Below are 26150 nucleotides of genomic sequence, written 5' to 3' on the forward strand. Positions count from 1 at the left end.
GTCTATCGAATATAGCAGCCTGAATACCAGGGGGATTTCCGCCAGTCCCGAGGCGGGGACGCCTTTCCAGGTCACCCCGGCACGACGAGATCCGCGTCGATCAGGTCGGTCAGTAGTGCCTGCACGTCCACCCGAATCTGGCTCGCCAATACCGTCGGGTGCATATCGCTCAGCAAAAGCGCGATCTCGCGGCCGCTGATCGTTTCCGCCCGGAGCAACCCCCACACCAATTGCCCCGTGGCATTGAGCCGGTAGATGGCCCCGCTGGCGATGTGAATCAGGAAGCGTTCCTCGTCCAGTTCGTACTCACGGACGGCCTCGGTCGCCTGCCAGCGATCATCGGCGTCCACCATGGTGCGCGCCGGTTGGGCGGCAGGTGCATTGGGCGGTGCACTGGGGCCGGCATCCACCCCGTCGATAACGCCCGGCATCGACGCAAGCAGGCGTCGCGTTGCCGCCAATGGTTCGGGGTAGCGCAGCAGCCGGCACGGCAGCGACTGCATCAGGGGCAGAAAGCGCGCCATCAGCGCCTCGCTGGGCAAATCGTGGGCGAAATGCTGGCGCAGCAGCCGGGTCAGTCCCTCGCCCGGTGCCAGCCGCAGGAGCTCCGCCTTGTCCAGGCTCTCGTCACGTTCCAGCAGCACCACCGCGCCGAGCGGCAGCGTCTCGCCGTGATGCGCCAGTTGCCCGGCGGGCAGATCGAGGTAACGATAGCGATCGTCTTCCGGTCCGGCATGCGTGGTGGTGTATTGATGCAGCGCCACGTCCAGTGCGGGGGGTAGCGGCAGCGGCAAGCGCAACCGCGGGGCAATGCCCAACGCCATGCCCTGCCCGTCCTCACCCAGCGCCAGCACGTCGTCACCGAACACCCGCTGCCCGCCACCGGCCAGCGCCGCCATCAGGGTGCTCTTGCCCGCCCGGTGGGTTTCCGGGAACAGCACCAGCCGGCCGTTGACCTCGACCGAGGCGCAATGCAGGCCGATCCACTGAGGGTTCAGTTCAAGAAAGCGTTCGATCAAATCGGCGGCCACGGCGCACGCCGCCGACACCGGCGAACGGTGAGACACGCCACCGGGAAAGGCCGGCGAGACCTGCCGGCATTCCCCGTTCCGGCCCTCCAGCCGGATGGTCGGTGCGGGCCCGTCAGCCGCCACCTCGGTGATCGGCCAGCCCGCCAAGGCCGCCTTGAGCACCGCCGAGAACTCCGGACAACCCGAGACACGCACCGCCGGCCCGATACCCGGCAGGACGAGGTCCCGGACTTCCGTGGCTTTTCCCCCGGCGGTCACCAGCGGCTGGGATGCAGCAGGATGTTCAGTCGCAACTCGGAGTCACGATGGTGGTGATGATGCCGATCGTCGCGGTAGTACCGACGCTCGGTGTAATAGTGATGATGGTGATGACCGCCGCTGGGGCGGCTGTAGCTCGGACGGGAATAGCTGCCCCTGCCGTGTCCATGCGGACCCGGGTGCGCCCCCGCCACGTTCACCAATGTGGGTGCCACATAGGCCCCGGCCAGGCCCGCGCCCAGCGTGACAAGCAAACGACGACGGCGGCGATAGATTTCATCAGACTGGTGATCACTCATTGACCAATCCCCGTATCAGTCATTGGAAGAATCCTCGCGACCCGGACGCATAGCCAAAGTCGCGATCTTCCTTTTCTGACAGGGATGGGCGGCAAAAGTGCCGAGGTGAAAGCGTTCGGGGAAAGGGTAAAAAAAACACCCGACTATGACCATGCGACTGGCTGATTGGGTTACCCACGGCGAGTGACCGGCGGTCCCCGGGCCGCACGAGAAGGCAAGGCCGGCAAGCATCTCGGACCCTTACCTAGGCAATGCCCAAGGCGCCTCAATCCCTGCCGAGGTCTCTTACATCTTCATCGTCAGCCCGTCGCTTCACCTGCCAACTGGCCCAGAAGGCGCTGCCCTCGATACCGCATCCCAGCCGTCGCAGCCATTCGGCGACCTTGTGGTTGGAGTTGTTCCAGAACGCATAGGCCTCCGGATGCTCGACGAAGGCGAGATCATAGACGGCGTTGTACTTCAGGCTGTCCTCGTTGTCCCGGTAGAGACCTTCAAGCGAGGAGCGCAAGGTAGCCACCTGGTCGGTCTCGACCTGCACCTCGTGGAGATCCTGGATACCGACGATGAGGCCTGCGCGCACCCCGTTCGCGGTTGCGGCCTCTCCCTTCACGCTCCGCCCCAGCCCGGCACGGCTCGGCAAAAGAACGGCCCGACTCGCCTCTGTGGTGCCGGTTTCGACCTCGGCATACCAACCCCAGTCACCGTAGGCATAGCGGACAAAGCCGTCGGGGTGCGGTAGCACCAGACTGGAATGACGCCCGTGGTCCAGAACGAAAACCGATTGCGGCCGATCCACCGATGCGGGCGGAACAATGGTCGTGGTGCACGCACCCAGCAGCAAGCCCGCCCCGCCCGCGAGGGCAATCGAAGCGCACAACCGAAAAACACGCCGGAGACTTCGTGCCATATCAACCCGTTGACGTTGGGACACTCGACAAGGTCAGTAGCTGCCGATGAGTGCTGATAGATACCAGCGTAGGCCAGAACGGCTGGCTCGACCTGCGGAGATCAGTTGATGGTGACGGTCACAGTCAACCCCGGCTCGAGGCGGCCGCACGGAGGAATAAACGTCCAACTCACGAACAGGAAAAAGCCACGCCATAGCGGACTATCCTTGTTCCAAACCAACCAGAAAGCCCGGGCGAAGATCTATCGTGTACAGCTGGTCGAAATACGTGCTCTTGCTGCCCTGGCTGCTGGCATCCCCCCTGCTGGCGGCCCAGGACCCCTCCCTGCCACCCTACGAAAGGGAAACCACGCGCCAGACGGTCACGCTCGTCGAAAATGCGGCCGAGGCGATCAGCCGGGAAGGCGAGTCGGTCTTCGCGGACTTCCGTGAGCCGGCAAGTCGGTGGTATCGCGGTGAGCGCTACCTCTTCGTCTGGGACCTGGATGGCAACCGGGAGGTCTACCCGCCAGATCCCGAACACGAAAAGCAGAACCTGATCGACCTGAAGGACGTCGGCGGCAAGCCGATCGGGCGGATGTTCGTCGAGGCCGCCCGAGAGGGTGACGGCAAGGGGTGGGTGCACTACCAGTGGAACCGGCCCCACGAGCTGGAACCGACCTGGAAATCGACCTACATCGTTCGCGCGCGTTCACCGTCCGGAGGCGACTACCTGGTCGGCAGCGGGGTATACCAGGGCGGCATGGAGAAGGCCTTCCTCGTCGAAGAGGTGGAGGCCGCGGCCGACCTGCTGCAACGAGAGGGAAAGGCCGCGTTCCCGACGCTGCGCGATCCCACCAGCCGTTTCTTCTTTCATGACACCTACATCTTCGTCACCGCCGAAAACGGCGTGGAGCTCGTCAACCCTGCCTTTCCTGGCATCGAGGGCCGCAGCCTGTGGGATGCGCAGGACAGTACCGGCAAGTACCTGGTGCGTGAATACATCAGGCTGGCCAAGGAGAAGGGGCATGGCTGGGTCACCTATCACTGGCCGCGGCCCACTCAGCCACAGATTGATGCCGTGAAAAGCACCTATGTTCGAAGCATCGCAGTGGGTGACGAGACGCTGATCGTCGGGGCCGGCATGTATCAGTAACGGGCGCCGGAAGCCCGGGCTTCGGGCATTCACGGAAATCCTTACCCGACGCTGTTGAAGAACCGCCGCGTGAGGCGGCTGCTGCGCATGCAGTTGATCAGTCCCTACGCGATTTTGTGCCGCATATGCATGTCACCGCTTTCAGAGCCGAGAACCACGCCCTATAGCCGCATTGCCCGGCGTTTTCAGCCCGAAGCCCCACAAATTCAACACTTGCCCAGGTCCAACCCCGCGCTCATCGGTGCGATCCCAGGCCCTCTGAGAGCCGCGTCGCCTTCCCGACTCCCGGCCGGTAGACATCGCTTGTGTCCCTTGTGATCACCAATGGCTGGGATGCAGGAGGATGTTGAAATGCATGCTGCTGTCGTGGTGATCGTCGCGGCGACGACGATAGTGGTGCTTGTCGCGATAGTGGCGGCGTTCGGAGTAATGGTGATCGTGGTGGCCGCTGGGCCGGCTGTAGCTCGGCCCGGAATGACCGTGATGGCCGCCGTGACCACCATGGTGAGGCGGCTCCGCTCGGGCCACATTGACCAGCGTCGGCGCGACATAGGCACCGGCCACACCAGCGCCCAGCGTAATCAGCAGACGGCGACGACGATCGATACGGTCGGACTTCTGGTCACTCATACTCAGTCCCCCTGTCACGGTTCATGGTGATCCTGACCTCTTGTCACGAGGCCGTTGCATTCTTCGGACAGGGGAACACGGGGAAAGTGCCGGAAACAGCACGGATCGGGTGGGAAACAGATGCTTATCCAGCCCCATCCCGCATGCAGGCGATGTCGCCTCAGGGACGTCCGTCCGTTAGCGCCCTTTCACGAGCGGACAGTAATGATCAGGCAATCAAATGCCATTACGCATCGGATGAAGTCCGGGAGTCCGGTTCTGGAGTGGGAGGGGGCCGTTGCGAACCGTGGACACCCAGGACCAGTTCCACCAGCGTGGCCCAGCCTACCCCCAGCGCCAGCCCTAAAACGATTCCCGAGGGAGCGGCCCAGCCGGCCACGAGGGTGCCCATTCCCACGGTAAAGAGCACGAAGGTTCCGATCCCGGCGTAGGCCACCGCGGACCGCCAATTCGACATTCTGAAAGTGAACGCCGTCGTTTGAATCAAAAGCGCTGCTGCGGCCGCGACCGGCACCGAAGGAAACTCCGCATCGGGGACCACACCTTCCAGCACGAAGCGATCGAGAAAATAGGCGCCGCCGGCTGCGCAGAGGACACCGGCGCCGATTCGAAGCGCGGCTCCCCATCCGGCACGCCAGCACACGAACGCCATTAACGGGAGAGCCAGCGTCAGGATGCCAGGCCAATGAAACGCCAGGAGACCGCCGCGCGCGACCGCGACAGCCTCGTCCGTTCTCACGTCACCCATCCATTCGAGAACAGGAAAGTCGATCAGCGCCAAACCGGCTACGGCCCGTGTCTGGCTGACCACCAGGCCGACAGCCCCCGCGGCAACCAACAACACGAGGAAACTGAGCGTCAGGCTCAACCCCTGGGCCAAACTTGGGTTGAACCGGCGGCTCAGCCAGTGAAGACCCGGGACGAGTGCCTGGGCGACCCCGATGAAGCCCGTAACCCGCAGTGCGACGAGGAATACCTCTTCCACCCGGCGCCGGTTTGCCGCAATGCGGGCAGCCACCCAACGAATGACCAGCGCCATGATGAACAGGATCAGCACCAGAAGAGCGGCGGTTCCAGTGACTTCCTGCAGCACGTCCCAGGACGCACCGAGCACAACACCAAGCGTGATAAACGTGATTGCCCAGATGATGCTTGCCGGCACATCGAACAGCAGGAAACGACGATACGGCATCTCCGACGCACCAGCGAGAAAAGGCACGATGATCCGGGTAGGAGTGGACACCCGACCCAGCACGATCGCCCATTCCCCTCGTCGCTGCATGAAACCCTGAACTCGCTGGATCGAGGGGCCGAAGTAACGCTCCAGTGGTGCCCAGTGCAACATTCTGTCGCCCCAGCGACGACCGAGATAAAAACCCGTCGCATTACCCAGCAGCGTGGCCGACAGCACGACGCCAAGCACGGGCCCCATCTCGACTTGACCACGGGAGGCGAGGATGCCGCCGATTACCACGGCCACCTCACCGGGCGTGAAGAAGCCGAGAAAGAACGCGGCTTCCGCCCAACAAAGCACCCCGAGTACGAGATAGATCGTCAGGGGCGAGAGCTCCAAAGCAGACTGGAGAAACCTGTCGATGAGATCACCCGTGCGTGGTTGGGAGGGAGCGGAAAAGTATAGCCACTACGCACGACGATGTCGGTCAACGTAATACCGTGCTATCGGCGCGAGGTCAGACACCTGTGTGCTTGCTGGGAGAATTGGCCGGCCCTGAATGGTTTCCTCCAAGCCGATCGACAATCAGCCGACGGGGGCAAGCTGAGATCGCCCTGAACAGGATGAGCGCTGGTGTCGTGAGGTATTAGCCCTCGGTACGGACGATCGTCCCTGCCGGTTGGCCGTTGACGGCCTAGCTGAAGCTATTGAAGAACTGCCGCGCGACCGGGCCACTGCGTACGCCGCGGATCTGGGGAAACTTGATGGCTTCCGCGTGCGGGGCGTCGCGGTCGACCGTTCAAAGGGGTCTGATCCCTTTTTCACTCCGTTTGAGTGGCCCGGGCACTCAAACGCCTGTGGACCAGCAACGTTCCCACCCCCAGCAGCGTTACGTACGCAAAAACCTCGTAGACCATGATGACGGTGGTTATTCCATGCACAGTGGTGTCAAACAAGGAAGGGACACGGAACACCAGCACGGGCAACACCGCAGCAACAGCCGCCCACAGGGCATGACGCCCCGCAAGCCAGGCGATCGGATAGCTCATCGAGCTCCCCACAACTAGTGCGGCCAAAAAGCCCTGCAGCAGCAACAAACCAACGACCGACTGAAGATCCAGGCCTTGGGGCAACAGACTCGCCATGAGAGACAGCACATGGCCGTACAAAATGAAACCGACCACGGCCAACGCGATCAGCAATACAACGCGAACAACAATGAACACCACAGAATCCTTTCCTGTAGTCCAGACGGAAACGATATCAGGTTGTACTTTCACGGGAACTAGTACTAGATGATTCTGACCCCCGTTCCTACGTGGCGCCGCACGAACGGCGGGCGGTGAGATCCCCTTCGCCTTGCCGAGCGTCCGGGGTGACGCAGGGTCGGGGCGGCAAGGACGCCGCCCCGAGGTTCGCCGCGACAGGAAGTCGCGTCGAACCGACCCGTCCGCGGCGCCCCGGACGGGAGGGAAGCCCGCAGGGCCAAGGCGAGGGGTGCCCTTCTCTTTGGGCACTTTCTCTTGGGCAAGCAAGAGAAAGTGCCTCGCGCGCTGGGCTACGGGTGACGAAGCAGCCTCACCACGAAAGAGCGTGCGAAAACAAGCTCAGCGCCTAAACGGCGTTCTGATCCCTTTTCTCTAAGATCCTAAGATCTATCAACCCCCTCATGGAATCGACAGAAATGGACTGAAATCTTGAACAGAAACAAATAAAATCCAACCATGCTCAGCGTAAAGAGTTTCCCACTGAGGCCATCTCCTCCATGATGCGAAATTGGAACGGAGTGGATGTCGTCCAAAGGAGCAATATATTCGGCGGACTCACCAGGCTGGGGAGGAAAATAGAATATGCTTGACACACTCTGGCTCCTAATAGAGTCAAGCTTGCCCGAAACCTTTTCGGCTGGCAGTCCTTTCTCAATCAGACGCCTCTCATAATTCGCCAAGGACACCAGCGGTGCGAAAATTATTTTCGGCTCGATGTCTCTCGAATTCTCCGGCGAGATATCACAAGTGTTAGAAAGTATAACGCCTTTTACCTTTCTCACCTCGCAAGTTTGAAGGTTAACAACAGGAAAGCCTAGCCAGCCATCTCCTTGAAGGCGCTCGTCTTGATAACCTTTCATGTAAAAGCTTACCGACTCACGCTCCTTAAACTTAGAAAGCTCTCTTGCCAGCCCCTCTGCCCGTTCCTTCGTCAGGTAGTGGGGGATAAAATCTTCGATTCGATCAAGTTCAGCCCTCATCCTAGCGGGTTATTCCTCATATAGATCCCACAAGTTGTCGTTAAGAACTTCTGCAAACTCTCTCCCCAGAGGCTCTTGACGAGCTCCCAAGTCAGAATAAACACTCCTAATCGTGTTAAGCAGTCTTAACTTTTCCGCATCGCCGGATTCAAATGACATTCTGCCAACCGTCACTTCGTTTTGATCCGATGACGAGGCAGAACCTACCGTTCTATATACTTCCCCCACAAGAGCGGATCCAGCTTCAGGCGCTAACCCCAAGGCTTGCGCGGCCCACTCCTCGCTCAAATTTAGAGCAAAACTGACACCTTCTAACGACAGAAGGACCGGGATTCCCCCCGAAGAACCAGACCTTTCTATAGTTTGATAACTATTCATAAATGGGTTCCGCTAACTCAAGAGCTTTGTCGGACAAGCAATCGAAGAATGTTTCTTTGTTTCTTAACTTTACCCGATCTATTTGTTTTTCAACGTACCCAATCCAATCTGAGCGAACCCCGTCCGGATTCTCGAGGATCGAGTCAACGTCTATGACGAGACCTTGCTTCGAATTCCCTTCTTCGTCCTGCACAGCAGCTGAAGACGCAATAGTCAAGATCTGGATCAAGTCATTTTCAGGGAGCTCTAGGCGAAAATGAAACCTCTCCGACCGAAGGGCGTGGCTCCCAATTCGAATTGAGGAATCAACAAAAGAAACCTGCTCTTCAAGATCTTGCGAGGGAATCAGGTCTACATATTTCAATGAGAATCTATAAACGGACTCAACAACATCTAACTCCGAAACCTCTTGGAGAATCTCAAAGATCGAACTTCTAAATTCAGCCCAGCCGGGATAAGGCATCTTGCAACCGACTACGACATTGTTATCGCCAATAGAGACGACATAATTGCGCCAGTGCATCCTAACCAGTGGCGCGTGCTTCAAATTCGGAGTGTTATCCCTGACTGCCTTAGGCACTTCCGCCGCAGAGAGTCGTTCTGTCTTCGTCTCTCCTTTTAGCTTCCCATAAAGGTAGCCGGGCAGAACGTCAGATGCCGAAACCTTTGATTGAAATCGAATCTCAAAGACAGCATCTACCAAGGGTTCGTTTATTAGCTTAGTTGGCAATCTATCTGACATTGGATAAAAATCCGATTTTATGATCAGCCCCTAAAGTGTTCATATCGCAACCCTGACAACGGTTTCGGGGCCAATCAACCGCTCACTACTTAGTACGTTTGCCGAACAAAAAAGCAACTTCTAAAGACAGGGCTTCTTCGTTCTCGTTTCTCATCCGTAGAAACCGTCATTCTGGCCTCATGTGGGGGAACAGTAGCACATCCCGAATCGACGCCGAGTCGGTCAGCAGCATGATCAACCGATCGATGCCGATGCCCTCCCCCGCCGTCGGCGGCATGCCGTGCTCGAGCGCGCGGATGTAGTCTGCGTCGAAGTGCATGGCCTCCTCGTCGCCGGCTTCCTTCTCGTTGACCTGCTGGGCGAAGCGCTCGGCCTGGTCCTCGGCATCGTTGAGCTCCGAGAAGCCGTTGGCGATCTCGCGACCGCCGACGAAGAACTCGAAGCGCTCGGTGACGAACGGGTCGTCGTCCTTGCGGCGGGCCAGCGGTGAGACCTCGGCCGGGTACTCGGTGATGAAGGTCGGGTCGTGCAGCTTGTGCTCGGCGGTCTTCTCGAAGATCTCGATCTGCACCTTGCCCAGGCCGTAAGACTCCTTGAGCGGGATGCCGAGCTTCTCGGCCACCGCACGCGCCTTTTGTTCGTCGTCGATGTCCGCTTCCGTGAGATCCGAGTTGTGGCGCAGGATCGCCTCGCGGACGGTCAGGCGCTCGAAGGGCTTGCCGAACTCGAAGGTGCTGCCCTGGTACTCGATGGTGGTGCCGCCGTGGACCTCCTCGGTGCATTGGCGCAGCAGGTCCTCGGTGAGGTTCATCAGGTCCTGGTAGTCGGCGTAGGCCTGGTAGAACTCGATCATCGTGAACTCGGGGTTGTGCCGCGTGGAAAGCCCCTCGTTACGGAAGTTGCGGTTGATCTCGTAGACCCGCTCGAACCCGCCGACCACCAGGCGCTTGAGGAAAAGCTCCGGCGCGATGCGCAGGTAGAGCGGCATGTCGAGCGCGTTGTGGTGGGTCATGAACGGCTTGGCCGCCGCGCCGCCGGGGATGACGTGCATCATCGGCGTCTCGACCTCGAGGTAGCCACGCTGGTTGAGGTAGTCACGGATGAACTGGATCACGCGGCTGCGCAGGCGGAAGGTCTTGCGCGCCGACTCGTTCATCACCAGATCGAGGTAGCGCTGGCGATAGCGCGACTCGGTGTCCGACAGGCCGTGGAACTTGTCCGGCAGCGGGCGCAGGCTCTTGGTGAGCATGCGGATGGAATCGACCCGCACGGAGAGCTCGCCCTTGTTGGTCTTGAAGAGCACGCCCTCGCCGCCGACGATGTCGCCGATGTCCCAGGTCTTGAAGTCCTGGTAGACATCCGCACCGACGTCGTCGCGGGAGACGTAGAACTGGATGCGGCCGGACTGGTCGAGGATGGAGAGGAAACTCGCCTTGCCCATCACCCGCTTGGCCATGACGCGGCCGGCGACCGCGACGCGCACGGTGTTTTCCTCGAACCACGGTTTGTCGTGCTCACCGTACTCGGCCTGCAGTTCGCCTGCCATGTGCTCGCGGTCGAAGTCGTTGGGGAACGGGTTGCCGCTCTCGCGCAGCTTTTTCAGCTTCTCGCGGCGCTCGGCAATCAGTTGGTTCTCGTCGAGTGCGGGCTTTTGCTCGGCCATGGTTTCGGCTCTTGGTGGTGGGGTTGGGCCGGGCGGTGCCGGCGTGTCTGTTCAGTCGGTTGTAGGAGCGCCTTCAGGCGCGAATGCCGCGGGTGGCACTACGGCGTTTCGCGGCTGAAGCCGCTCCTACGGCGCGAGTTGTACGCTTTACAGGCCGCTCTTGAGGCTGGCCTCGATGAACGGGTCGAGGTCGCCGTCGAGCACGGCCTGCGTGTTGCCGGTCTCGTGGCTGGTGCGCAGGTCCTTGATGCGGCTCTGGTCGAGCACGTAGGAGCGGATCTGGCTGCCCCAGCCGACGTCGGCCTTGGTGTCTTCCACCGCCTGGGCCTCGGCGCGGCGCTTTTGCATCTCGAGCTCGTAGAGCTTGGCCTTGAGCTGCTTCATCGCCCGGTCCCGGTTCTGGATCTGCGAGCGCTCGGACTGGCATGCCACCACCACCCCGGTGGGGATGTGCGTGAAGCGCACCGCGGACTCGGTCCGGTTGACGTGCTGACCGCCGGCCCCGGAGGCGCGGTAGACGTCGACGCGGATGTCGGCCGGGTTGACCTCGATCTCGATGTTGTCGTCGATCTCGGGGGAAACGAACACCGAGGCGAACGAGGTGTGACGGCGGTTGTCAGAGTCAAAGGGCGATTTGCGGACCAGGCGGTGTACGCCGGTCTCGGAACGCAGCCAGCCGAAGGCGAACTCACCCTCGAAGCGGATCGTGGCCGACTTGATGCCGGCGACCTCGCCATCGGAGATCTCGGTGATCTCGGTCTTGAAGCCGTGCTTCTCGCCCCAGCGCAGGTACATGCGCAGCAGGATGGAGGCCCAGTCCTGCGCCTCGGTGCCGCCGGCGCCGGCCTGGATGTCCATGAAGGCGTTGGACTCGTCCATCTCGCCGGAGAACATGCGGCGGAACTCGAGGTCCTCGATCTGACCCTCGAAGGTCGACACGTCGGATTCGACCGAGGCGATGGTGTCCTCGTCGTCTTCCTCGCCGGCCATCTCGAGGATTTCGCGCGCGTCGGTCAGGCCGTCGCGCATCTCGGAAAGCGTGTCGACGATGCGCACCAGCGAGGCGCGCTCCTTGTTGAGCGCCTGGGCACGATCCGGATCATTCCAGACGTCGGGAACTTCCAGCTCGCGATCGACCTCTTCTAGACGTTCTTTCTTCTGATCGTAGTCAAAGGTACCCCCGGAGCGACTCGGAGCGCTCGATGAGGTTGTCGATTCGGTTCACGATCGGATTGATTTCGGCCATGGAATGCGGTTTCGCTGGTAGTCGATGAGATTTGAAGCAAGCGTCGTCTGATCGAATCCGAGCGAGGCCCGGATTCGACAGGAAGTGCGGTAGTTTACTGAATGCCCACGGTTACCTCAAAGCGCATGGCGACGGGAAAACGAGGGAGCGACATCCCCATATTCTCAGGCCTTTCCCCTATGGCATGATGAAGCTGATTCGCGGGTGGGCCCGCGCGAGACTTGAACACGTTACGACCGATATACCCGGCACGGAGCACCGATTTTCGGCCCGGCCCAACTTTCCGACCCAATGGACGACCTATACCCCATGGAACCGATGCTACCCAATCACACGCGCACCACCCGCTCATCCAGCCGGAAAACCGGCTGGCTTCGGACCCTGGGCCTGGCCTGCCTACTCGCCCTGCCGTTGGCAGCCCCGGCGGCGAACGACGCGCTGCCGGCCACGGTGAACTCGGCACTCGCGGCGCAGAAGCTCGATGCCAATCAACTCGGGCTGTGGGTGCAGGCGGTCGACAGCGACACGCCATTGATCAACCACCAGGGCGATCGACTGTTCAATCCCGCCTCGGTCATGAAGCTGGTGACCACGGTCGCCTCGCTGGACGTGCTGGGGCCGACGTTTCAGTGGAAGACCGAGTTCCTGGCCGATTCGGTGCCGGTCAACGGCGTGATCGCGGGCGATCTCTACATCAAGGGCTACGGCGACCCGTGGTTCCGCAGCGAGGACCTCTGGGACGCCGTGCGACGGTTGCGCGAGCTGGGCGTGAAGGAGATCCGAGGTGACGTGGTGCTCGACGATTCGTATTTCGCGCCGATAGCCGCCGATCCGGGCGATTTCGACAACCGACCGGACCGGGTCTACAACGCCCTGCCCAACGCGCTGCTGCTCGACAATCGCGCCGTGCGCATCAGCATCACGCCCCACGGCGAGGGCGAATCGGCGGTAACCACCTGGCCGCCGAACCCGCGCATGGCGCTGCAGAACACCCTCAACCTGGTGGATCAACCCTGCCGGAGCAGCACGAACCAGCCGGTGATCGACATTCGCAATCCCACCGACCCGGGGGCGGAGATCCAGGTGCGCGGTACGGTCTCGCGCCAGTGCGCGCCGCATCTGTACTACCGCGTCGCCGGCGACCCGCACGATGCCTTCTTCCACGCCTTCAAACGGCTGTTCGAATCCGCCGGCGGCACGATCACGGGCCACTGGCGCCAGGGACTGGTGCAGGCCGGCTCCAAGCGCCTGATCACCCACGAGTCGCGCCCGCTGTCGAACTACCTCTGGCTGATGAACAAGTGGTCGAACAACATCATGGCGCGCCAGATCATGCTCACCTTGGGCGCCGAACTCGAGGGCACACCGGCGACCGAACTCAAGGCCGCACGGGTGATCGAGCGTTGGGCTGCCGATCGTGACTTCAACTGGGAGGGCGCCGTGGTCGAGAACGGCTCGGGGCTGTCGCGTATCTCGCGGCTGTCGCCGCGCCAGCTCGGCAACATGCTGCTGTCGGTGTGGAAAAGCCCGTACATGGCCGAGGTGATGGCCACCCTGCCGATCGCCGGGATCGACGGCACCATGCGAAAGCGGCTGACCAGCGGCTCGATCCGTGGTCACGCCCATATCAAGACCGGCACCCTGCGCGACGTGCGCGCCGGCGCGGGCTACCTGCTGGCGAAATCGGGGCGACGCTACGTGGTGGTCATGCTGCACAACGAACAGGGCGTGCAGTACGGCGGCGGTACCCGCGTGCAGGACGCGTTGCTGACGTGGTTGTACGAGAACGGTTGAACGCCGCTGGGGCCTGAGCCGACCGTAGGAGCGCCTTTAGGCGCGAAGGTTTGAGGCCGGGAACCGGGGGTCGCCATTCGCTGAATTTCGCGGCTAAAGCCGCTCCTACGGGCGCCCTCGACCATTGTGGGAGCTTGCCTGGCGAGCGAAGCGCGTCGGGCGCATGCCCCGCTCAGCCCTTGGAAACATGCTCGGGATCATCCGAGCAACACGGCGGCGACTCACGTCGCCTTCGCGGGCAAGGCCTGCTCCCACGGGGTTAAACCTGACGGGATGAAGGTCATAGATTTTGAATCAACAGTTGATCACAACGCCTTGATTCAATTCACCTATTGTCCGGATTTTCGACGAAACCGAACAACCCGCTTATCTTAACCGGCACCCGCCTCCCGCACTTCGGTCATAACCCAGGCGGGCTCATCGGGGTTTGGCCGGAACGCCGTGTCCACCAGCCCGTGCTCGCCGGCCAGCACGGCGGCCAGCTGCCCGCCGATCTCCACCCCGACGGCTGCGGGCCGCTCCCACGGTGGGATGCCCTGGTCCTGGAACCATTGCTTGATCGGCAGGCTCGGCCGACCCTCGGCCGGGCGCAATCGTTCGCTGCCGCCCACCGGCCGCAAGCGCCACTCGTCAACGCATTGCCGCAGCAGGACGCCATCGTCGCCAACGGCGCGACTCGGACGGCGGCGGATTTCTCGCCCACCCTCGAGACGCAGGCAATCCTGATCGGCCGGCCAGTCGACCGGCTGCGTCGGTTCGGGCAAGACCTGCAGCCAATGGATGTGATCGCGGTAGCGGCGCAGCTGGCCACCCGGCCATTCGAGCAGCGGTTGGCGGTCGGCCGCAGCGGTGCGCAACTGGTTTAGCCATTCACCCAGCCGCTCGGGTGGCGGAGGCAGGCAACCCAGACGGGCGAGCCATTGGCGCAGCAGGTTGCACTGGCGATGCGGCGGCAGTGTCGCGGCCTTGCTCCAATCGAGCGTCGGGCCGTCGAGTGACTGGTCGGCGTCGATCTCGGCCAGCTCGCCGAGCAGGCCCTGCTCCATCACCAGTCGTTGGGCACTGGTGCGAATCCGGCCAACGGCATCGGGCCAGAATACCCGCAGTTCAGGCAGGACGTGATGGCGCAGGTGGTTGCGGGCAAATCCCGGATCATCGTTGGCCGGATCGTCGACCCAGCCCAACCCGCTGGCACGGGCCGCTGCCTCGAGTTCGTCGCGAGGCGTTTCCAGGAAGGGGCGCCAGTGGGCGAACGCATCGCGCGAGCGCCAGGCCGACATGCCCGACAGGCCCTGCCCGCCGGAGCCGCGCATCAGGGCCAGCAGGATGGTCTCCGCCTGGTCATCGGCATGGTGGGCGGTAACGAGCACGGGTGGATGGTTCGGGTCGTTCGAGGCAGCTTCGATCAGCGCCTCGTCCAGCGCCCGGTAACGCGCCTCGCGCGCCGCCGCCTCGGTCGACCCACGCCCCGCACCCACCGATGCCCGCTTGACCGCCACCCGGCGCACCTCGAACGCGCAGCCGTGGGCATGCGCCTGCTCACGGGCAATGTCGGCCCAGCTCGGGGCGTCGGGATGCAGGCCATGATCGACGTGAACGACCGACAGGCATGCGAAGACCCCTTCGTCACGCCATTGCGACAGACGGACCAGCGCGCCCAGGGAATCACGCCCGCCAGAGCTGGCGAGCAGGACATGGGAGGCCGGCGACGGACTGGCCGGGCGGGGCATGCCGTCCGGGCCGGTCACCGCTCCCGGCATCGCAGGACTAGCGTTCGGTGTACTCACCGTAGCTCATCAGTCGCTCGTAGCGACGCTCGAGCAGGGCCTGGGTGGGTCGATCGATCTGGGCGAGCACCGCCTTTTTCAGGCTCGCCTTGAGCGAAGACGCCATGGCGGGCACGTCACGATGGGCGCCGCCACAGGGCTCGGGGATGACCTCGTCGACCAGGCCCAGCTCCTTCAGACGCCCGGCGGTGATGCCAAGCGACTCGGCTGCCTCGGGGGCCTTCGCCGCGCTCTTGTAGAGGATCGAGGCGCAACCCTCCGGAGAGATCACCGAGTAGGTGCTGTACTGGAGCATCATGACGTGGTCACCCACGCCGATCGCCAGCGCGCCGCCCGAGCCACCCTCGCCGATCACGGTGACGATGATCGGCGTCTCCAGTTCGGCCATCACGTAGAGATTGCGCGCGATGGCCTCGCTCTGACCGCGTGCCTCGGCATCGATGCCCGGGTACGCGCCCGGGGTGTCGATGAAGGTGAGCACCGGCAGGCCGAACTTCTCCGCCAGCTCCATCAGGCGCTTGGCCTTGCGGTAGCCCTCGGGGCGCGGCATGCCGAAGTTGCGGCGGATCTTTTCCTTGGTGTCCCGGCCCTTCTGCTGACCGATGACCATGACCGGCAGGCCATCGAGCCGCGCCATGCCACCGATGATCGCCGGGTCGTCGCCGAAGGCACGGTCGCCATGCAGCTCGCGGAAATCGGTGAACACCCGCTCGAGATAGTCGGCCAGGTAGGGGCGCTGCGGGTGACGGGCCAACTGGTTGACCTGCCAGGCGCCGAGATTGGAAAAGATCGAGCGCGTCAGATCCATCGACTTGTTGCGCAGCCGCTCGATCTCCTCGTCGATATCCAGACCCTGATCGTCGTCCATCAGCTGGAGTTCGCGGATCTTGGCCTCGAGTTCGGCGATCGGCTGTTCAAAGTCGAGATAGTTCGGATTCATAGACGGCTGCGCTGTATGGGCGGGTAGTTAGGTATGCCGTCTCGCTTTTGGCATGGGGACCGAAAGGGTCGTCCATGGCGGCGAGACAGACGCGTATTGTGCCGAAGTTGCCGCCCCGGCGTAAATCGGGGCGGCTAACGATGGGTGCGAGAATCGCCTAGCGATCGCTCCCGACGCTTGCCGGATGCGGGCTGTGCACGGGCAGGTTGTCGATCAGCCGGACGCGACCGAGCCGCGCGGCGACCAGCAGCCGCCCGTGCGCGACCAGCCGGGTCTGCTCCTCGAAACGCTCGTCGTCACAGTAGACCAGGTAGTCGACCACGAAGCCCTGCTGGGTCAGCCAATGACGGGCACCGGCCAGTGTCGCGGCGACGGTATGGCCGCCGGCCAACGACTCGGCCGCACGCTTGAGGGCGCGATGCACCGCCGGGGCCTGGCGGCGCTGTTCGGCATCGAGAAAACGGTTGCGCGAGCTGATCGCCAGACCATCGGGCTCCCGGTGGGTCGGCTCGATCGCCAGCTCCACGGTCATGTCGAGGTCCGCCACCAGACGGCGTATCACGGCCACCTGCTGGGCGTCCTTCTCACCGAAGACGGCCACGTCCGGGCGCACCAGGTTGAACAGCTTGGTAACCACGGTCGCCACGCCGGTGAAGTGCCCCGGACGGGCCGCGCCTTCAAGACGGTCACCCAGCGGGCCGGCATCGACGCGCACGATGTCCTTCTGGCCGTGGGGATAGAGCTCGGGCTCGGTGGGCAGGAAGACCGCGGCTACCCCGGCGCGCTCGAGCAGCTCGAGGTCGCGCTCCTCGGTGCGCGGATAGCGCGCCAGGTCGTCCGGGTCCTCGAACTGCAGCGGATTGACGAAGATACTCACGATCACGGTATCCGCGCGTCGCTTGGCGTGATCGATCAGCGCCAGGTGGCCAGCGTGTAGATTGCCCATCGTCGGCACGAAGCCCACGCGCCGGGCATCGAACTCGACCGACTCGCGCCAGTCGCGCAGCTCGGGGATGTCGCGAATCACCTCCATCAGAAGCTTTCCTCGGCGGTGGGGAAACGCCGCTCGCGCACCGCCGCCACGTAGGCGGCGAATGCCCCGTGGATCGAACCACCTTCGGCGAGGAAATCGCGCACGAAGCGCGGCGGCTTTTCGGTCAGCCCCAGCATGTCGTGCATCACCAGCACCTGCCCGTCGGTATCCGCGCCGGCACCGATGCCGATCACCGGGACGTCGATCGCCTCGGCCAGCGCGCGACCGAGTTCGCTGGGCACGCATTCGACCACCAGCAGGTCGATGCCGGCAGCGACCAGCGCCTGGGCGTCTTCGAGGATCCGGCGGGCATCGGTCGCCTCGCGGCCCTGCACCCGGTAACCGCCCAGCTTGCGTACGCGCTGGGGCAACAGCCCGACATGCCCGCATACCGGCACCCCGCTGTTGGTCAGGGCACGAACGATGTCGGCCTTCTCGGCTCCGCCCTCGAGCTTGACCATGTCCGCCCCGCCCTCGCCCATCAGGACAGCGGCGGCATCCAGCGCCCGCTCGACGGACGCATCGCTGAGAAACGGCATGTCGGCGATCACCAGCGCATCACCCACGCCCCGGCGCACCGTGGCCGTGTGGTAGGCGACGTCGTCGACCGAGACGGCCAGCGTGTCACGCTGCCCCTGGACGACCATGCCAAGCGAGTCGCCCACCAGGAAGGCATCGACCCCTGCCGCGGCCGCGACGCGCGCAAAGCCGGCCTCGTAAGCCGTCAGCATGGCGATGGGTGTGCGATCGATCTTGGCCTGACGCAATCGGGAACGGGTCATGTCGACCTCCGCGTGGGGGTGGTGCGAGAGTCCTTGTCGTCACTCGGGCGATCGGTCCTGCGGGTGCGAGCCCGACCGGTTGCACCGGTCTCGTCGCCGCGGCGCTGCCAGTGCATGGCCCGCAGGAAGCGCAGAGGATGGTCGGCAACATGCTCCAGCAAGCCGGCCAAGGCCGTGCCGTCGGGCAGGCGGGCGTCCGGTCGGATCTCGAGCCACGGGGCAAGCACAAAGTGTCGATGGGCGATCTCCGGATGCGGCACCGTCAGTCCGGGGGAGTTTATCTGGCGATCGCCGAAGGCAAGGATGTCGAGGTCCAACATGCGCTCGCCCCAGTGACGCGTGTAGGAACGGCCCGCCGCGCGCTCGAGGCCCTTGAGGGCCCGGAGCAGCGCCTCGGGCGCCAGGGCGGTATCGATTTCGGCGACGGCGTTGATGTAGTCCGGCTGATCCTGCGGGCCGATCGGCGGATTGGCGTAAAGGCCGGAGACCGCGCGCACCTGGCAAAGCGGCAGGCTGTCGATCGCCTCCACCGCCCGTTCGATCTGGTCGACCGGGTCACCGAGATTGGCACCCAGGCCGATGGTCGCGATTTCCCGAACCATCACAATGCACCCGGAATCAGCTACCGGCGGACTGCGGCTTGCCGCCCGGCTTGCGACGGCGGGGGCGACGGCGACGTTTCTTGCCGAAGTCCGACGGCTGCAGCGCCTCGATCGGCGCCTCGTCGCGACTGCCGCGCTCGGGGGCGTGACGACGCCAGAAGGTGCAGACCGACTCGTCGACCTCGTTGGTGCGCGAGCGCAGGCAGAGGAAGTCCACCGCCGCCCGGAACCAGGGCGCCTCGGTCAGTGCGCGCTGCTCGTCGGTCAGCTTGTCCTCGCCCTTGTCCTTGCCCTGGGCACCGGGGGGCGAGGCGTGACGCTCGAGATCCGGCTGCAGCGTCCAGATCGCGCGGATGATCTCGGCCAGGCGGCGCGGGATCATCAGACGGCGGGCGGCCACGGCGAGCACCTCGTCGGCGGCGAGCACCATCGCATCCTCACCCGGCACCCGCTGGTGCATCCACTGGACGCGGTGGCGCCCCAGCATGCGCCAGAACAGCCCGGCGAACAGGAAGGCCGGGTTGACCGGCAGATCCTTGGCGACCCGCTCGTCGGTGGCCTCGAGCACCGGCTCGATCAGCACCCAGTCGCTGGCCGGGTCGTTGGGCTCGATCCAGGTCGCCAGTCCATCGAACAGGTATTCGAGCAGGCCGAGGCGCTTGAGCTCAAGCACTGTCTGTCGACCGGCGCCGCCTTGGAGCAGCTTGACGGTCTCGTCGAACAGGCGGGCCGGGGAAATGTCGGAGAGCGTCTCGCGGCAACGCGCGATCGCCTGCTCGCTGTCGGGCGTGAGGTGAAAGCCAAGCTTGGCGGCGAAGCGCGCCGCGCGCAGCATCCGCACCGGGTCCTCGCGGTAGCGCGCCTCCGGCTCGCCGATCACGCGCAGCCGACCGCTGTGAATGTCGGTCAGGCCTTCGACGTAGTCGATCAACTCGCCCGAGGCGAAGTCGAGGTAGAGGGCGTTGCAGGAAAAATCGCGCCGCCAGACATCCTCGTGGATGCTGCCGAAGACGTTGTCACGGGTGATCATGCCGCCGTCGGCACGCTTGATCTCGCCGGTATCGCCACCGCGGAAGGTGGTCACCTCGATCAATTCGTCGCGGAAAACCACGTGCACGATCTTGAAACGCCGGCCGATGATGCGCGCGCGCTTGAACAGGCGCTTGACCTCTTCGGGGCGGGCATCGGTGACCACGTCGAAGTCCTTCGGGCTTCGGCCGCGCAACAGGTCGCGGACGCAACCGCCAACGGCGTAGGCCTCGAAGCCGCCCTCGTGCAGGCGCTCGAGGACGAACCGGGCGTTGTCGCTCAGGTCATTCAGCGAGATGCCATGGGTCTCGGCGGGAATTCGGGTCTGGGTTGGAGTCACGTTGTCTGACAAAACGGTCTGCCATTGATCGCCGTGGCCGGCATCGACCCGGTTCGGGCGCTGTGCGGGCCGGCCGCGTTATTCGAACGCACCGACGGGCCACGGATGGGTTATCGAACCCCTGCACGGATTGCAGCGCCACTCTGGCTCGCAGAGTCGTATTGCTATTCGTGCAGAGGCTCCTCAGGAAAGGCGAAGTCTATCACTATGGCCGGGCTCGCGTGATTTACCCGCCAATCCGGCCAAAACCATGGCCAACGTCATTACCAGAGGCTCCACCGAGTCCGTCTCGCGCGCGCCCGCAGGATAAACACGTCTGGTGGCGCGCAAATGCGATGCTGTCGCGGCTTTACCGGGGGTCCCGAGGCATTTCTGTGCTAGGATTTTGCACTAATTGTGCCCGCCGGGCAGCCGAACCGAACCTGGGTTCAGGCTCCATTTCACCCGCATAAGGACGGTGTTCGTGAACGCGATCGAACTCTTGGCCGCAGTCGTCTTGCTGCCGTTCCTGGCCGCCCCGTTGGCCGCCTGGAGCGCCCGATTCAACCGTTATGCGGCCGCCTGGGTGGCGGGTGGCGTCACGCTGCTTGCCTTGGCGATCTTCTCCTGGCTGGTCGTTCTGCACATCGGTCAGATGCCCGTGGCCACCTCGCACGCCTGGATCGAGGCCGCCGGGCTGTCCTTCGGGTTCCGCCTCGACGGCCTGTCGCTGCTGTTCACCGGCCTGATCCTGGTGATCGGCCTGCTGATCGTCATCTACGCCCGCTACTACCTCTCGTCCAACGACTCGATGGGGCGCTTCTTCGCCTACATGATGATGTTCATGGGCGCGATGCTGGGCGTGGTGCTCTCCGAGAACATGATCAACCTGGTCATCTTCTGGGAGCTGACCTCGCTGGCCTCCTTCCTGCTCATCAGCTACTGGCAGCATCGCAAGGAGGCACGCTACGGCGCGCGCCTGGCGTTGGCGATCACCGGCGCCGGCGGGCTGGCGCTGCTGGGCGGCGTGCTGATCCTCGGCCATATCGTCGGCTCCTACGAGCTGACCGACGTGCTGGCATCGGGCGAGCTGATCAAGAACCATGAGCTCTACGCCCCGGCGCTGATCCTGATCCTGCTGGGCGTGTTCACCAAGTCCGCGCAGTTCCCGTTTCACTTCTGGCTGCCCAACGCCATGGCCGCGCCGACGCCGGTCTCGGCCTACCTGCACTCGGCGACGATGGTGAAGGCCGGCATCTTCCTGCTGGCGCGCTTCTTCCCGGCGCTGGCCGGCACGGAGCTGTGGGTGATCATCGTCTCCACCGCGGGCCTGATCACCTTCCTGCTGGGCGCCTACACCGCCCTGTTCCGCCATGACCTCAAGGGACTGCTGGCCTACTCGACCATCAGTCATCTGGGCCTGATCACGCTGCTGTTCGGCTTCGGCACGCCGCTGGCCGCCGTGGCGGGCATCTTCCACATCATCAACCACGCCACCTTCAAGGCCAGCCTGTTCATGGTCGCCGGCATCGTCGACCACGAGACTGGCACCCGCGACATGCGCCGCCTGGGCGGACTGGTCAAGTACATGCCGCACACGGCCGCGCTGGGCATGATCGCCGCGATGGCGATGGCGGGCGTGCCGCTGTTCAACGGCTTTCTCTCCAAGGAAATGTTCTTCACCGAGTCGGTGCGCGTCGCCGGCGACATCGGCCCGGTGTGGCTGCTGCCGATCCTGGTTTCGCTGGGTGGCCTGTTGTCGGTGGCCTACTCCCTGCGCTTCGTGCACGACACCTTCTTCGGCAAGCCCGACGGCGACCTGCCGAAGAAACCCCACGAGCCGCCGGGCATGATGAAGCGCCCGGTCGACCTGCTGGTGGTGCTGTGTCTCGCCGTGGGCATCCTGCCGGCGCTGGTGGTCGGCCCGCTGCTGCACATCGCCGTGACCGGGGTGCTGCAGGCCGAGCCGCCCTACTACAGCCTGTCGCTGTGGCACGGCTTCAACCTGCCGCTGCTGATGAGCGCGATCGCCCTGATCGGCGGCTTGCTGCTCTACCTGAACCGCGCGCCGATCTTCCGCTGGCATGCCCGTTCGCTGGCACATCTTGACGCGCGCACGGTCTACAACCGCCTCATGGAGCTGCTGATGCGCACCGGAGCGGGCGTCACGGGCGGGTTGGACAACGGTCGACTGGGCCGAATCGTGGTCCTCACGCTGGTCTTCTCGCTGATCGCCGGACTGGTCGGCTACGTCCAGACCGTTGGTCTCCCGGGTGTGCAGGCGGCCCTGGACCGTGGCACGGTCGAGGACAGCGGCGACTGGGTGACCTGGCTGGGCATGTTGCTGATCATCATCGCCACCCTGGTCACCGTGATCGGTCACCGCCAGCGCCTGTTCGCGCTGATCACCATGAGCGTGGTCGGGCTGGGCGTGGCGATGATCTTCGCGCGCTTCTCGGCACCGGATCTCGCTATGACGCAGTTGTCGGTCGAGGTGGTGACCATGATCCTCCTGCTGCTGGCCCTGTTCTACCTCCCGCAGCAGAGTCGCCGGCTTTCGTCGCCCAGCCGTCGCTGGCGTGATGCCGGCATCGCCACGGTGATCGGCGGCGGTATCGCGGCGCTGACCTACGCAATCATCAGCCGGCCGTTCGAGACCATTTCGGGCTATTTCCTGGAGCATTCCGTGCCGGGTGGCGGCGGCACCAACGTGGTCAACGTGATCCTGGTCGACTTCCGGGGCTACGACACCTTCGGCGAGATCACGGTGCTGGCGCTGGCCGCGCTGGGCATCTTCGCCATGCTGCACAACCTCTCGCTACCCTCCTCGCGACGCGATCCGTTCGGGCGCGCCTGGAGCGACGACCCGCACCCGTTGATGCTGCGTACCTTCGCCCAGATCATCCTGCCGCTGACCCTGCTGTTCGGCATCTACGTGTTCCTGCGCGGGCACAACGAGCCGGGCGGCGGGTTCATCGCCGGGCTGATCGTCGCCAGTGCGCTGGTGGCCCAGTACATGGCCTTCGGCATCGAGAACACGGAACGCAAGCTGCACCTGCCGATCCATGGGGTGATCGGTGCCGGGATCCTGATCGCGCTAGGAACTGGATTGGTCGCGATGGTTGTCGGCGTGCCGTTCCTCACCTCGAACACCTGGCACTTCACCCTGCCGCTGCTCGGTGAGATCCACCTCGCCTCGGCGATCGGCTTTGACCTGGGCGTGTTCCTGGTGGTGGTCGGCTCGACCATGCTCATCCTGCTCAACCTCGGCCGGCTCACCGACCACGCCATCGAGCATCCCGACTACGCATCCATCGAGGCAAGCCCAGCGGACAGCGCGACCCGCGGGGGGAGAGACGCATGACCAACCTGGCCATTTCCCTGCTGATCGGCGTGCTCACCGGGGCCGGCGTGTACCTGGTGCTACGCGCCCAGACCTTCCCTGTGGTGCTGGGACTGACCCTGATGTCCTACGGGGTCAACCTGTTCCTGTTCACCATGGGCCGACTGCATACCGCTGCCCCGGCCGTGGTGGGTGCGACCGAACAGTCGGCCGACGCCCTGCCCCAGGCGCTGGTGCTGACCGCCATCGTGATCGCGTTCGCCATGACCGCCTTCGTCATCGTGCTGGCACTCAAGGCGCGCGCCGCGCTCGGCAATGACCACGTCGACGGCACGCACATCCCGCAGGCCGACCGGGTGATGGATCGCCGCAAGGAGCCGCGCGCATGACTGACAACCTGATTTCCCTGCTGGTCCTGCTGCCGGTCGCCCTGGCGGCGATCCTCGCGATGACCGGACAACGCGCACCGGGATTGTCACGCGGGATCAGCCTGGCCGGGGTGGCCGCTTTGTTGGCGATGAGCCTCGGGCTGCTGCTGGGTGGATCCGGCAATACGGCACAGGTAATCGAACTGGGCGGATGGTCCGCCCCGTTCGGCATCGTGCTGGTATTCGATCGGCTCTCTGGCCTGATGGTGGTGCTGACCTCGATCGTCGCGATGCTTGCGCTGCTCTACGCCGTGCGCCGTGACGAGGATTCGGCCGGGCCGCACTTTCACGCCCTGTTCCAGGCGCAATTGTTCGGCCTGAACGGCGCGTTTCTTACCGGTGACCTGTTCAACCTGTTCGTCTTCTTCGAGGTGCTGCTGCTGGCCTCCTACGGCCTGCTGCTGCACGGCAACGGCCGCAAGCGCACCCGGGCGGGTTTCCATTACGTGGTGGTCAACCTGATCGGCTCGACGCTGTTCCTGTTCGCCGTGGGCGCGTTGTACGGCACGGTCGGTAGCCTCAACCTCGCCGACATCTCGCTCAAGTTGCCGGAGGTCGCCCCGGATGCGGTGCCGATCGTCACGACGGCCATCTTCCTGCTGTTCGTGGTGTTCCTGATCAAGGGGGCGGCCTTCCCGCTCTACCTGTGGCTGCCGGGCGCCTACGGGCACGCCTCGATCCCGGTCGCCGCCCTGTTCGCCATCATGACCAAGGTGGGGCTGTACTCGGTGCTGCGGGTCGACTCGGTGATGCTCTCGGGCAATTCCATCGGCGGGCTGGTCGAGACCACCGCCCTGATCGCACCCTGGCTATTGTGGTTGGGCCTGATCACCCTGCTGCTCGCGGCACTGGGCGTGGTAGCCGGGCGCATTCTCCGCCGCCAGGTGGCCTACCTGATCGTCGCCTCGGTCGGCACGATCCTGATCGCCCTGGGCCTGGTGACCGGCTCGGAGCGCGAACTCGCGATCAGCGGCGCGCTGTACTACTGGATCCACACCACGGTGCTGAGCGCCGGGTTCTTCCTGCTGGCCGGTCTGCTGATGCGCCACCGCCCCGAGGCAGGCGACGGCATCGAGGCCGCGCCGCCCATGCCGCACGCGGTCCTGGTGGGATCGCTATTCTTCGCCTACGCGATCGCCATGGCGGGCCTGCCACCACTGACCGGCTTCTTCGGCAAGGTGATGATCCTGGCCGCCGCGGTCGAGAGCCCGCTGATGGCACCGATCTTCGCCGTGGTACTGATCAGCGGCCTGATCATGGTGATCGCCCTGGCACGCACGGGCAGCCGACTGTTCTACCAGTCGCAGGCCACACCGGGCCACCCGGCTCACTCCACCCCGCGTGACGCGCGCACGCCCATGCCGGGTCTCGCCCTCAGCATCGCACCGCTCGCGATCGCTACCGTGATGGTCGTGGGTGCCCAACCGCTGTCGGAGTGGCTGGAGACGACCGCCGTGCAGATCACGACGCCATCGGGCTACCTGGACGCGGTGATGCCTGACGGCATCCTGTTGCCGGAGACCGCCCCCGGCAAGTTCGGCCAGGATTACCCGGATTACGAGGGAGGTAAACACTAAATGCGTCGCATCCTGCCTCAACCGCTGCTCAGCCTGGTCCTGTTGATCAGCTGGCTGGTGATCAACAACAGCATTCACCCCGCCTCAATCGTGATGGGCGCCATTGTCGCCCTGGTGATCCCATGGATCACGCATCGCTTCTGGGAGATCCGCGCCGGGGTGAAAAGCCCCGTCGCCCTGCTGGGCTACCTGGGCATCGTGGTGGTCGACATCATCCGCGCCAATTTCGTCGTTGCCCGCCAGGTACTCGGCCCCAACCGCGCCTTGCGCTCGCAACTGTTCAAGATGGAACTCGACCTGCAGGGGGCGCTGCCGGTGAGCATCCTCGCCGCGACCATTACGCTGACGCCGGGCACGGTCTCTTGCCGGATCAGCCCCGATCAGAGCCGCCTGTGGGTGCATGCCCTGCACGCCGACGAACTTTCCGAAGAGATCGCCGGGATCAAGCAGCGCTACGAGTCGCGTCTGATGCGGATCTTCGGCCAGACCGACCAGCGCACCGCGCGTTCCTCATCAACCCCGGGGACGGAATCATGATCCACGTCAGTCTCGGCATTGCCCTAGTCCTGATCGTCATCGCGATGGGCCTGGCGACCTACCGCCTGTTCAAGGGACCGGACCCGGCCGACCGCGTGCTCGCTCTCGACACCATGTCGATCAATGGCATCGCGCTGCTGATCGCGTTGGGGATCTGGTTCGAGACCTCGATCAACTTCGAGGCCGCGCTGCTGATCGCCGTGCTGGGGTTCATCACCACGGTGGCCTTGAGCAAGTACCTGATTCGCGGCGACATCGTCGAATAGCC

General features: G+C 64.0%; 23 protein-coding genes. 7 read left to right on the top strand and 16 right to left on the bottom strand.

The window, feature by feature from the left end; translation table 11 throughout:
• Positions 1-71: 71 nt before the first annotated feature.
• From VWP12_RS09455 to VWP12_RS09465, 3 genes are all read right to left on the bottom strand, one after another.
• Positions 72-1289, bottom strand: a complete 1218-nt coding sequence (locus VWP12_RS09455) for a PqqD family protein (RefSeq protein ID WP_410473918.1) — start codon at positions 1287-1289, stop codon at positions 72-74.
• On the bottom strand, positions 1286-1588 hold the full coding sequence (locus VWP12_RS09460; protein WP_410473919.1) for a hypothetical protein: 303 nt from the start codon (positions 1586-1588) through the stop codon (positions 1286-1288). Before VWP12_RS09460 ends, VWP12_RS09455 begins: the two co-directional genes overlap by 4 nt.
• A gap of 265 nt (positions 1589-1853) precedes the next feature.
• Positions 1854-2495: a hypothetical protein gene (locus VWP12_RS09465; protein WP_410473920.1), complete on the bottom strand. Its 642-nt coding sequence runs from the start codon at positions 2493-2495 to the stop codon at positions 1854-1856.
• Between the two features lie 247 nt (positions 2496-2742).
• On the opposite strand from VWP12_RS09465, the gene VWP12_RS09470 reads away from it, so the two are divergent.
• A complete protein-coding gene (locus VWP12_RS09470) occupies positions 2743-3630 on the top strand; it encodes a cache domain-containing protein (protein WP_410473921.1) in 888 nt (295 codons plus the stop codon).
• Positions 3631-3948: 318 nt separating this feature from the next.
• On the opposite strand, the gene VWP12_RS09475 is transcribed toward VWP12_RS09470, so the two are convergent.
• The 7 genes from VWP12_RS09475 to prfB all read right to left on the bottom strand — a co-directional run bounded on the left by VWP12_RS09475 (position 3949) and on the right by prfB (position 11711).
• Positions 3949-4260: a hypothetical protein gene (locus VWP12_RS09475; protein WP_410473922.1), complete on the bottom strand. Its 312-nt coding sequence runs from the start codon at positions 4258-4260 to the stop codon at positions 3949-3951.
• A 226-nt stretch (positions 4261-4486) separates the two neighbouring features.
• A complete protein-coding gene (locus tag VWP12_RS09480) occupies positions 4487-5833 on the bottom strand; it encodes a VTT domain-containing protein (protein ID WP_410473923.1) in 1347 nt (448 codons plus the stop codon).
• 422 nt (positions 5834-6255) lie between these two features.
• The gene (locus tag VWP12_RS09485; RefSeq protein ID WP_410473924.1) at positions 6256-6714 is read right to left on the bottom strand and encodes a hypothetical protein; all 459 of its coding nucleotides are present in this window, start codon (positions 6712-6714) and stop codon (positions 6256-6258) included.
• A gap of 368 nt (positions 6715-7082) precedes the next feature.
• Complete coding sequence (locus VWP12_RS09490) at positions 7083-7682, bottom strand: hypothetical protein (protein WP_410473925.1); 600 nt, start codon at positions 7680-7682, stop codon at positions 7083-7085.
• Positions 7683-8052: 370 nt separating this feature from the next.
• Positions 8053-8802, bottom strand: a complete 750-nt coding sequence (locus tag VWP12_RS09495) for a TIGR04255 family protein (RefSeq protein WP_410473926.1) — start codon at positions 8800-8802, stop codon at positions 8053-8055.
• A 166-nt stretch (positions 8803-8968) separates the two neighbouring features.
• The gene (gene lysS, locus VWP12_RS09500) at positions 8969-10465 is read right to left on the bottom strand and encodes a lysine--tRNA ligase (protein ID WP_410473927.1); all 1497 of its coding nucleotides are present in this window, start codon (positions 10463-10465) and stop codon (positions 8969-8971) included.
• A 147-nt stretch (positions 10466-10612) separates the two neighbouring features.
• A protein-coding gene (gene prfB, locus VWP12_RS09505) for a peptide chain release factor 2 (RefSeq protein ID WP_410473928.1) occupies positions 10613-11711 on the bottom strand; the annotation gives its coding sequence in 2 pieces (ribosomal slippage) (positions 10613-11635 and positions 11637-11711; 1098 coding nt in all).
• A 309-nt stretch (positions 11712-12020) separates the two neighbouring features.
• Here prfB and dacB point away from each other — a divergent pair.
• Positions 12021-13505, top strand: coding sequence for a D-alanyl-D-alanine carboxypeptidase/D-alanyl-D-alanine-endopeptidase (gene dacB, locus VWP12_RS09510; RefSeq protein ID WP_410473929.1), 1485 nt, complete (start codon positions 12021-12023; stop codon positions 13503-13505).
• A gap of 371 nt (positions 13506-13876) precedes the next feature.
• On the opposite strand, the gene tilS is transcribed toward dacB, so the two are convergent.
• From tilS to pcnB, 6 genes are all read right to left on the bottom strand, one after another.
• The gene (tilS, locus tag VWP12_RS09515) at positions 13877-15253 is read right to left on the bottom strand and encodes a tRNA lysidine(34) synthetase TilS (RefSeq protein WP_410473930.1); all 1377 of its coding nucleotides are present in this window, start codon (positions 15251-15253) and stop codon (positions 13877-13879) included.
• A gap of 19 nt (positions 15254-15272) precedes the next feature.
• Positions 15273-16232 carry an acetyl-CoA carboxylase carboxyltransferase subunit alpha gene (locus tag VWP12_RS09520; protein WP_125199252.1) on the bottom strand — a complete coding sequence of 320 codons (960 nt, stop codon included), beginning with the start codon at positions 16230-16232 and terminating at the stop codon, positions 15273-15275.
• A 157-nt stretch (positions 16233-16389) separates the two neighbouring features.
• Positions 16390-17265, bottom strand: coding sequence for a pantoate--beta-alanine ligase (gene panC, locus VWP12_RS09525; protein WP_125199251.1), 876 nt, complete (start codon positions 17263-17265; stop codon positions 16390-16392).
• Positions 17265-18047 (bottom strand): 3-methyl-2-oxobutanoate hydroxymethyltransferase, encoded by a 783-nt coding sequence (gene panB, locus VWP12_RS09530; protein ID WP_125199250.1) that lies wholly within the window; start codon positions 18045-18047, stop codon positions 17265-17267. Before panB ends, panC begins: the two co-directional genes overlap by 1 nt.
• Positions 18044-18649 carry a 2-amino-4-hydroxy-6-hydroxymethyldihydropteridine diphosphokinase gene (gene folK / locus VWP12_RS09535; RefSeq protein ID WP_125199249.1) on the bottom strand — a complete coding sequence of 202 codons (606 nt, stop codon included), beginning with the start codon at positions 18647-18649 and terminating at the stop codon, positions 18044-18046. Before folK ends, panB begins: the two co-directional genes overlap by 4 nt.
• Before the next feature lie 16 nt (positions 18650-18665).
• A complete protein-coding gene (pcnB, locus tag VWP12_RS09540; RefSeq protein WP_410473931.1) occupies positions 18666-20018 on the bottom strand; it encodes a polynucleotide adenylyltransferase PcnB in 1353 nt (450 codons plus the stop codon).
• Positions 20019-20481: 463 nt separating this feature from the next.
• Between pcnB and VWP12_RS09545 the strand changes: the two genes are divergently transcribed.
• From VWP12_RS09545 to VWP12_RS09565, 5 genes are read left to right on the top strand one after another with little or no spacing between them, the layout of a single operon-like run.
• Positions 20482-23361, top strand: a complete 2880-nt coding sequence (locus VWP12_RS09545; protein WP_410473932.1) for a monovalent cation/H+ antiporter subunit A — start codon at positions 20482-20484, stop codon at positions 23359-23361.
• Positions 23358-23729: a Na+/H+ antiporter subunit C gene (locus VWP12_RS09550; RefSeq protein WP_125199246.1), complete on the top strand. Its 372-nt coding sequence runs from the start codon at positions 23358-23360 to the stop codon at positions 23727-23729. Before VWP12_RS09545 ends, VWP12_RS09550 begins: the two co-directional genes overlap by 4 nt.
• Positions 23726-25345 (top strand): monovalent cation/H+ antiporter subunit D, encoded by a 1620-nt coding sequence (locus VWP12_RS09555; protein WP_125199245.1) that lies wholly within the window; start codon positions 23726-23728, stop codon positions 25343-25345. Before VWP12_RS09550 ends, VWP12_RS09555 begins: the two co-directional genes overlap by 4 nt.
• Positions 25346-25882, top strand: coding sequence for a Na+/H+ antiporter subunit E (locus VWP12_RS09560; RefSeq protein ID WP_410473933.1), 537 nt, complete (start codon positions 25346-25348; stop codon positions 25880-25882). It begins immediately after the preceding gene.
• Positions 25879-26148, top strand: coding sequence for a K+/H+ antiporter subunit F (locus VWP12_RS09565; RefSeq protein ID WP_125199243.1), 270 nt, complete (start codon positions 25879-25881; stop codon positions 26146-26148). The genes VWP12_RS09560 and VWP12_RS09565 overlap by 4 nt, the downstream gene beginning before the upstream one ends.
• Positions 26149-26150: the final 2 nt, after the last annotated feature.

Source organism: Guyparkeria sp. TX1 (assembly GCF_046523965.1).
Lineage (GTDB): Bacteria > Pseudomonadota > Gammaproteobacteria > Halothiobacillales > Halothiobacillaceae > Guyparkeria.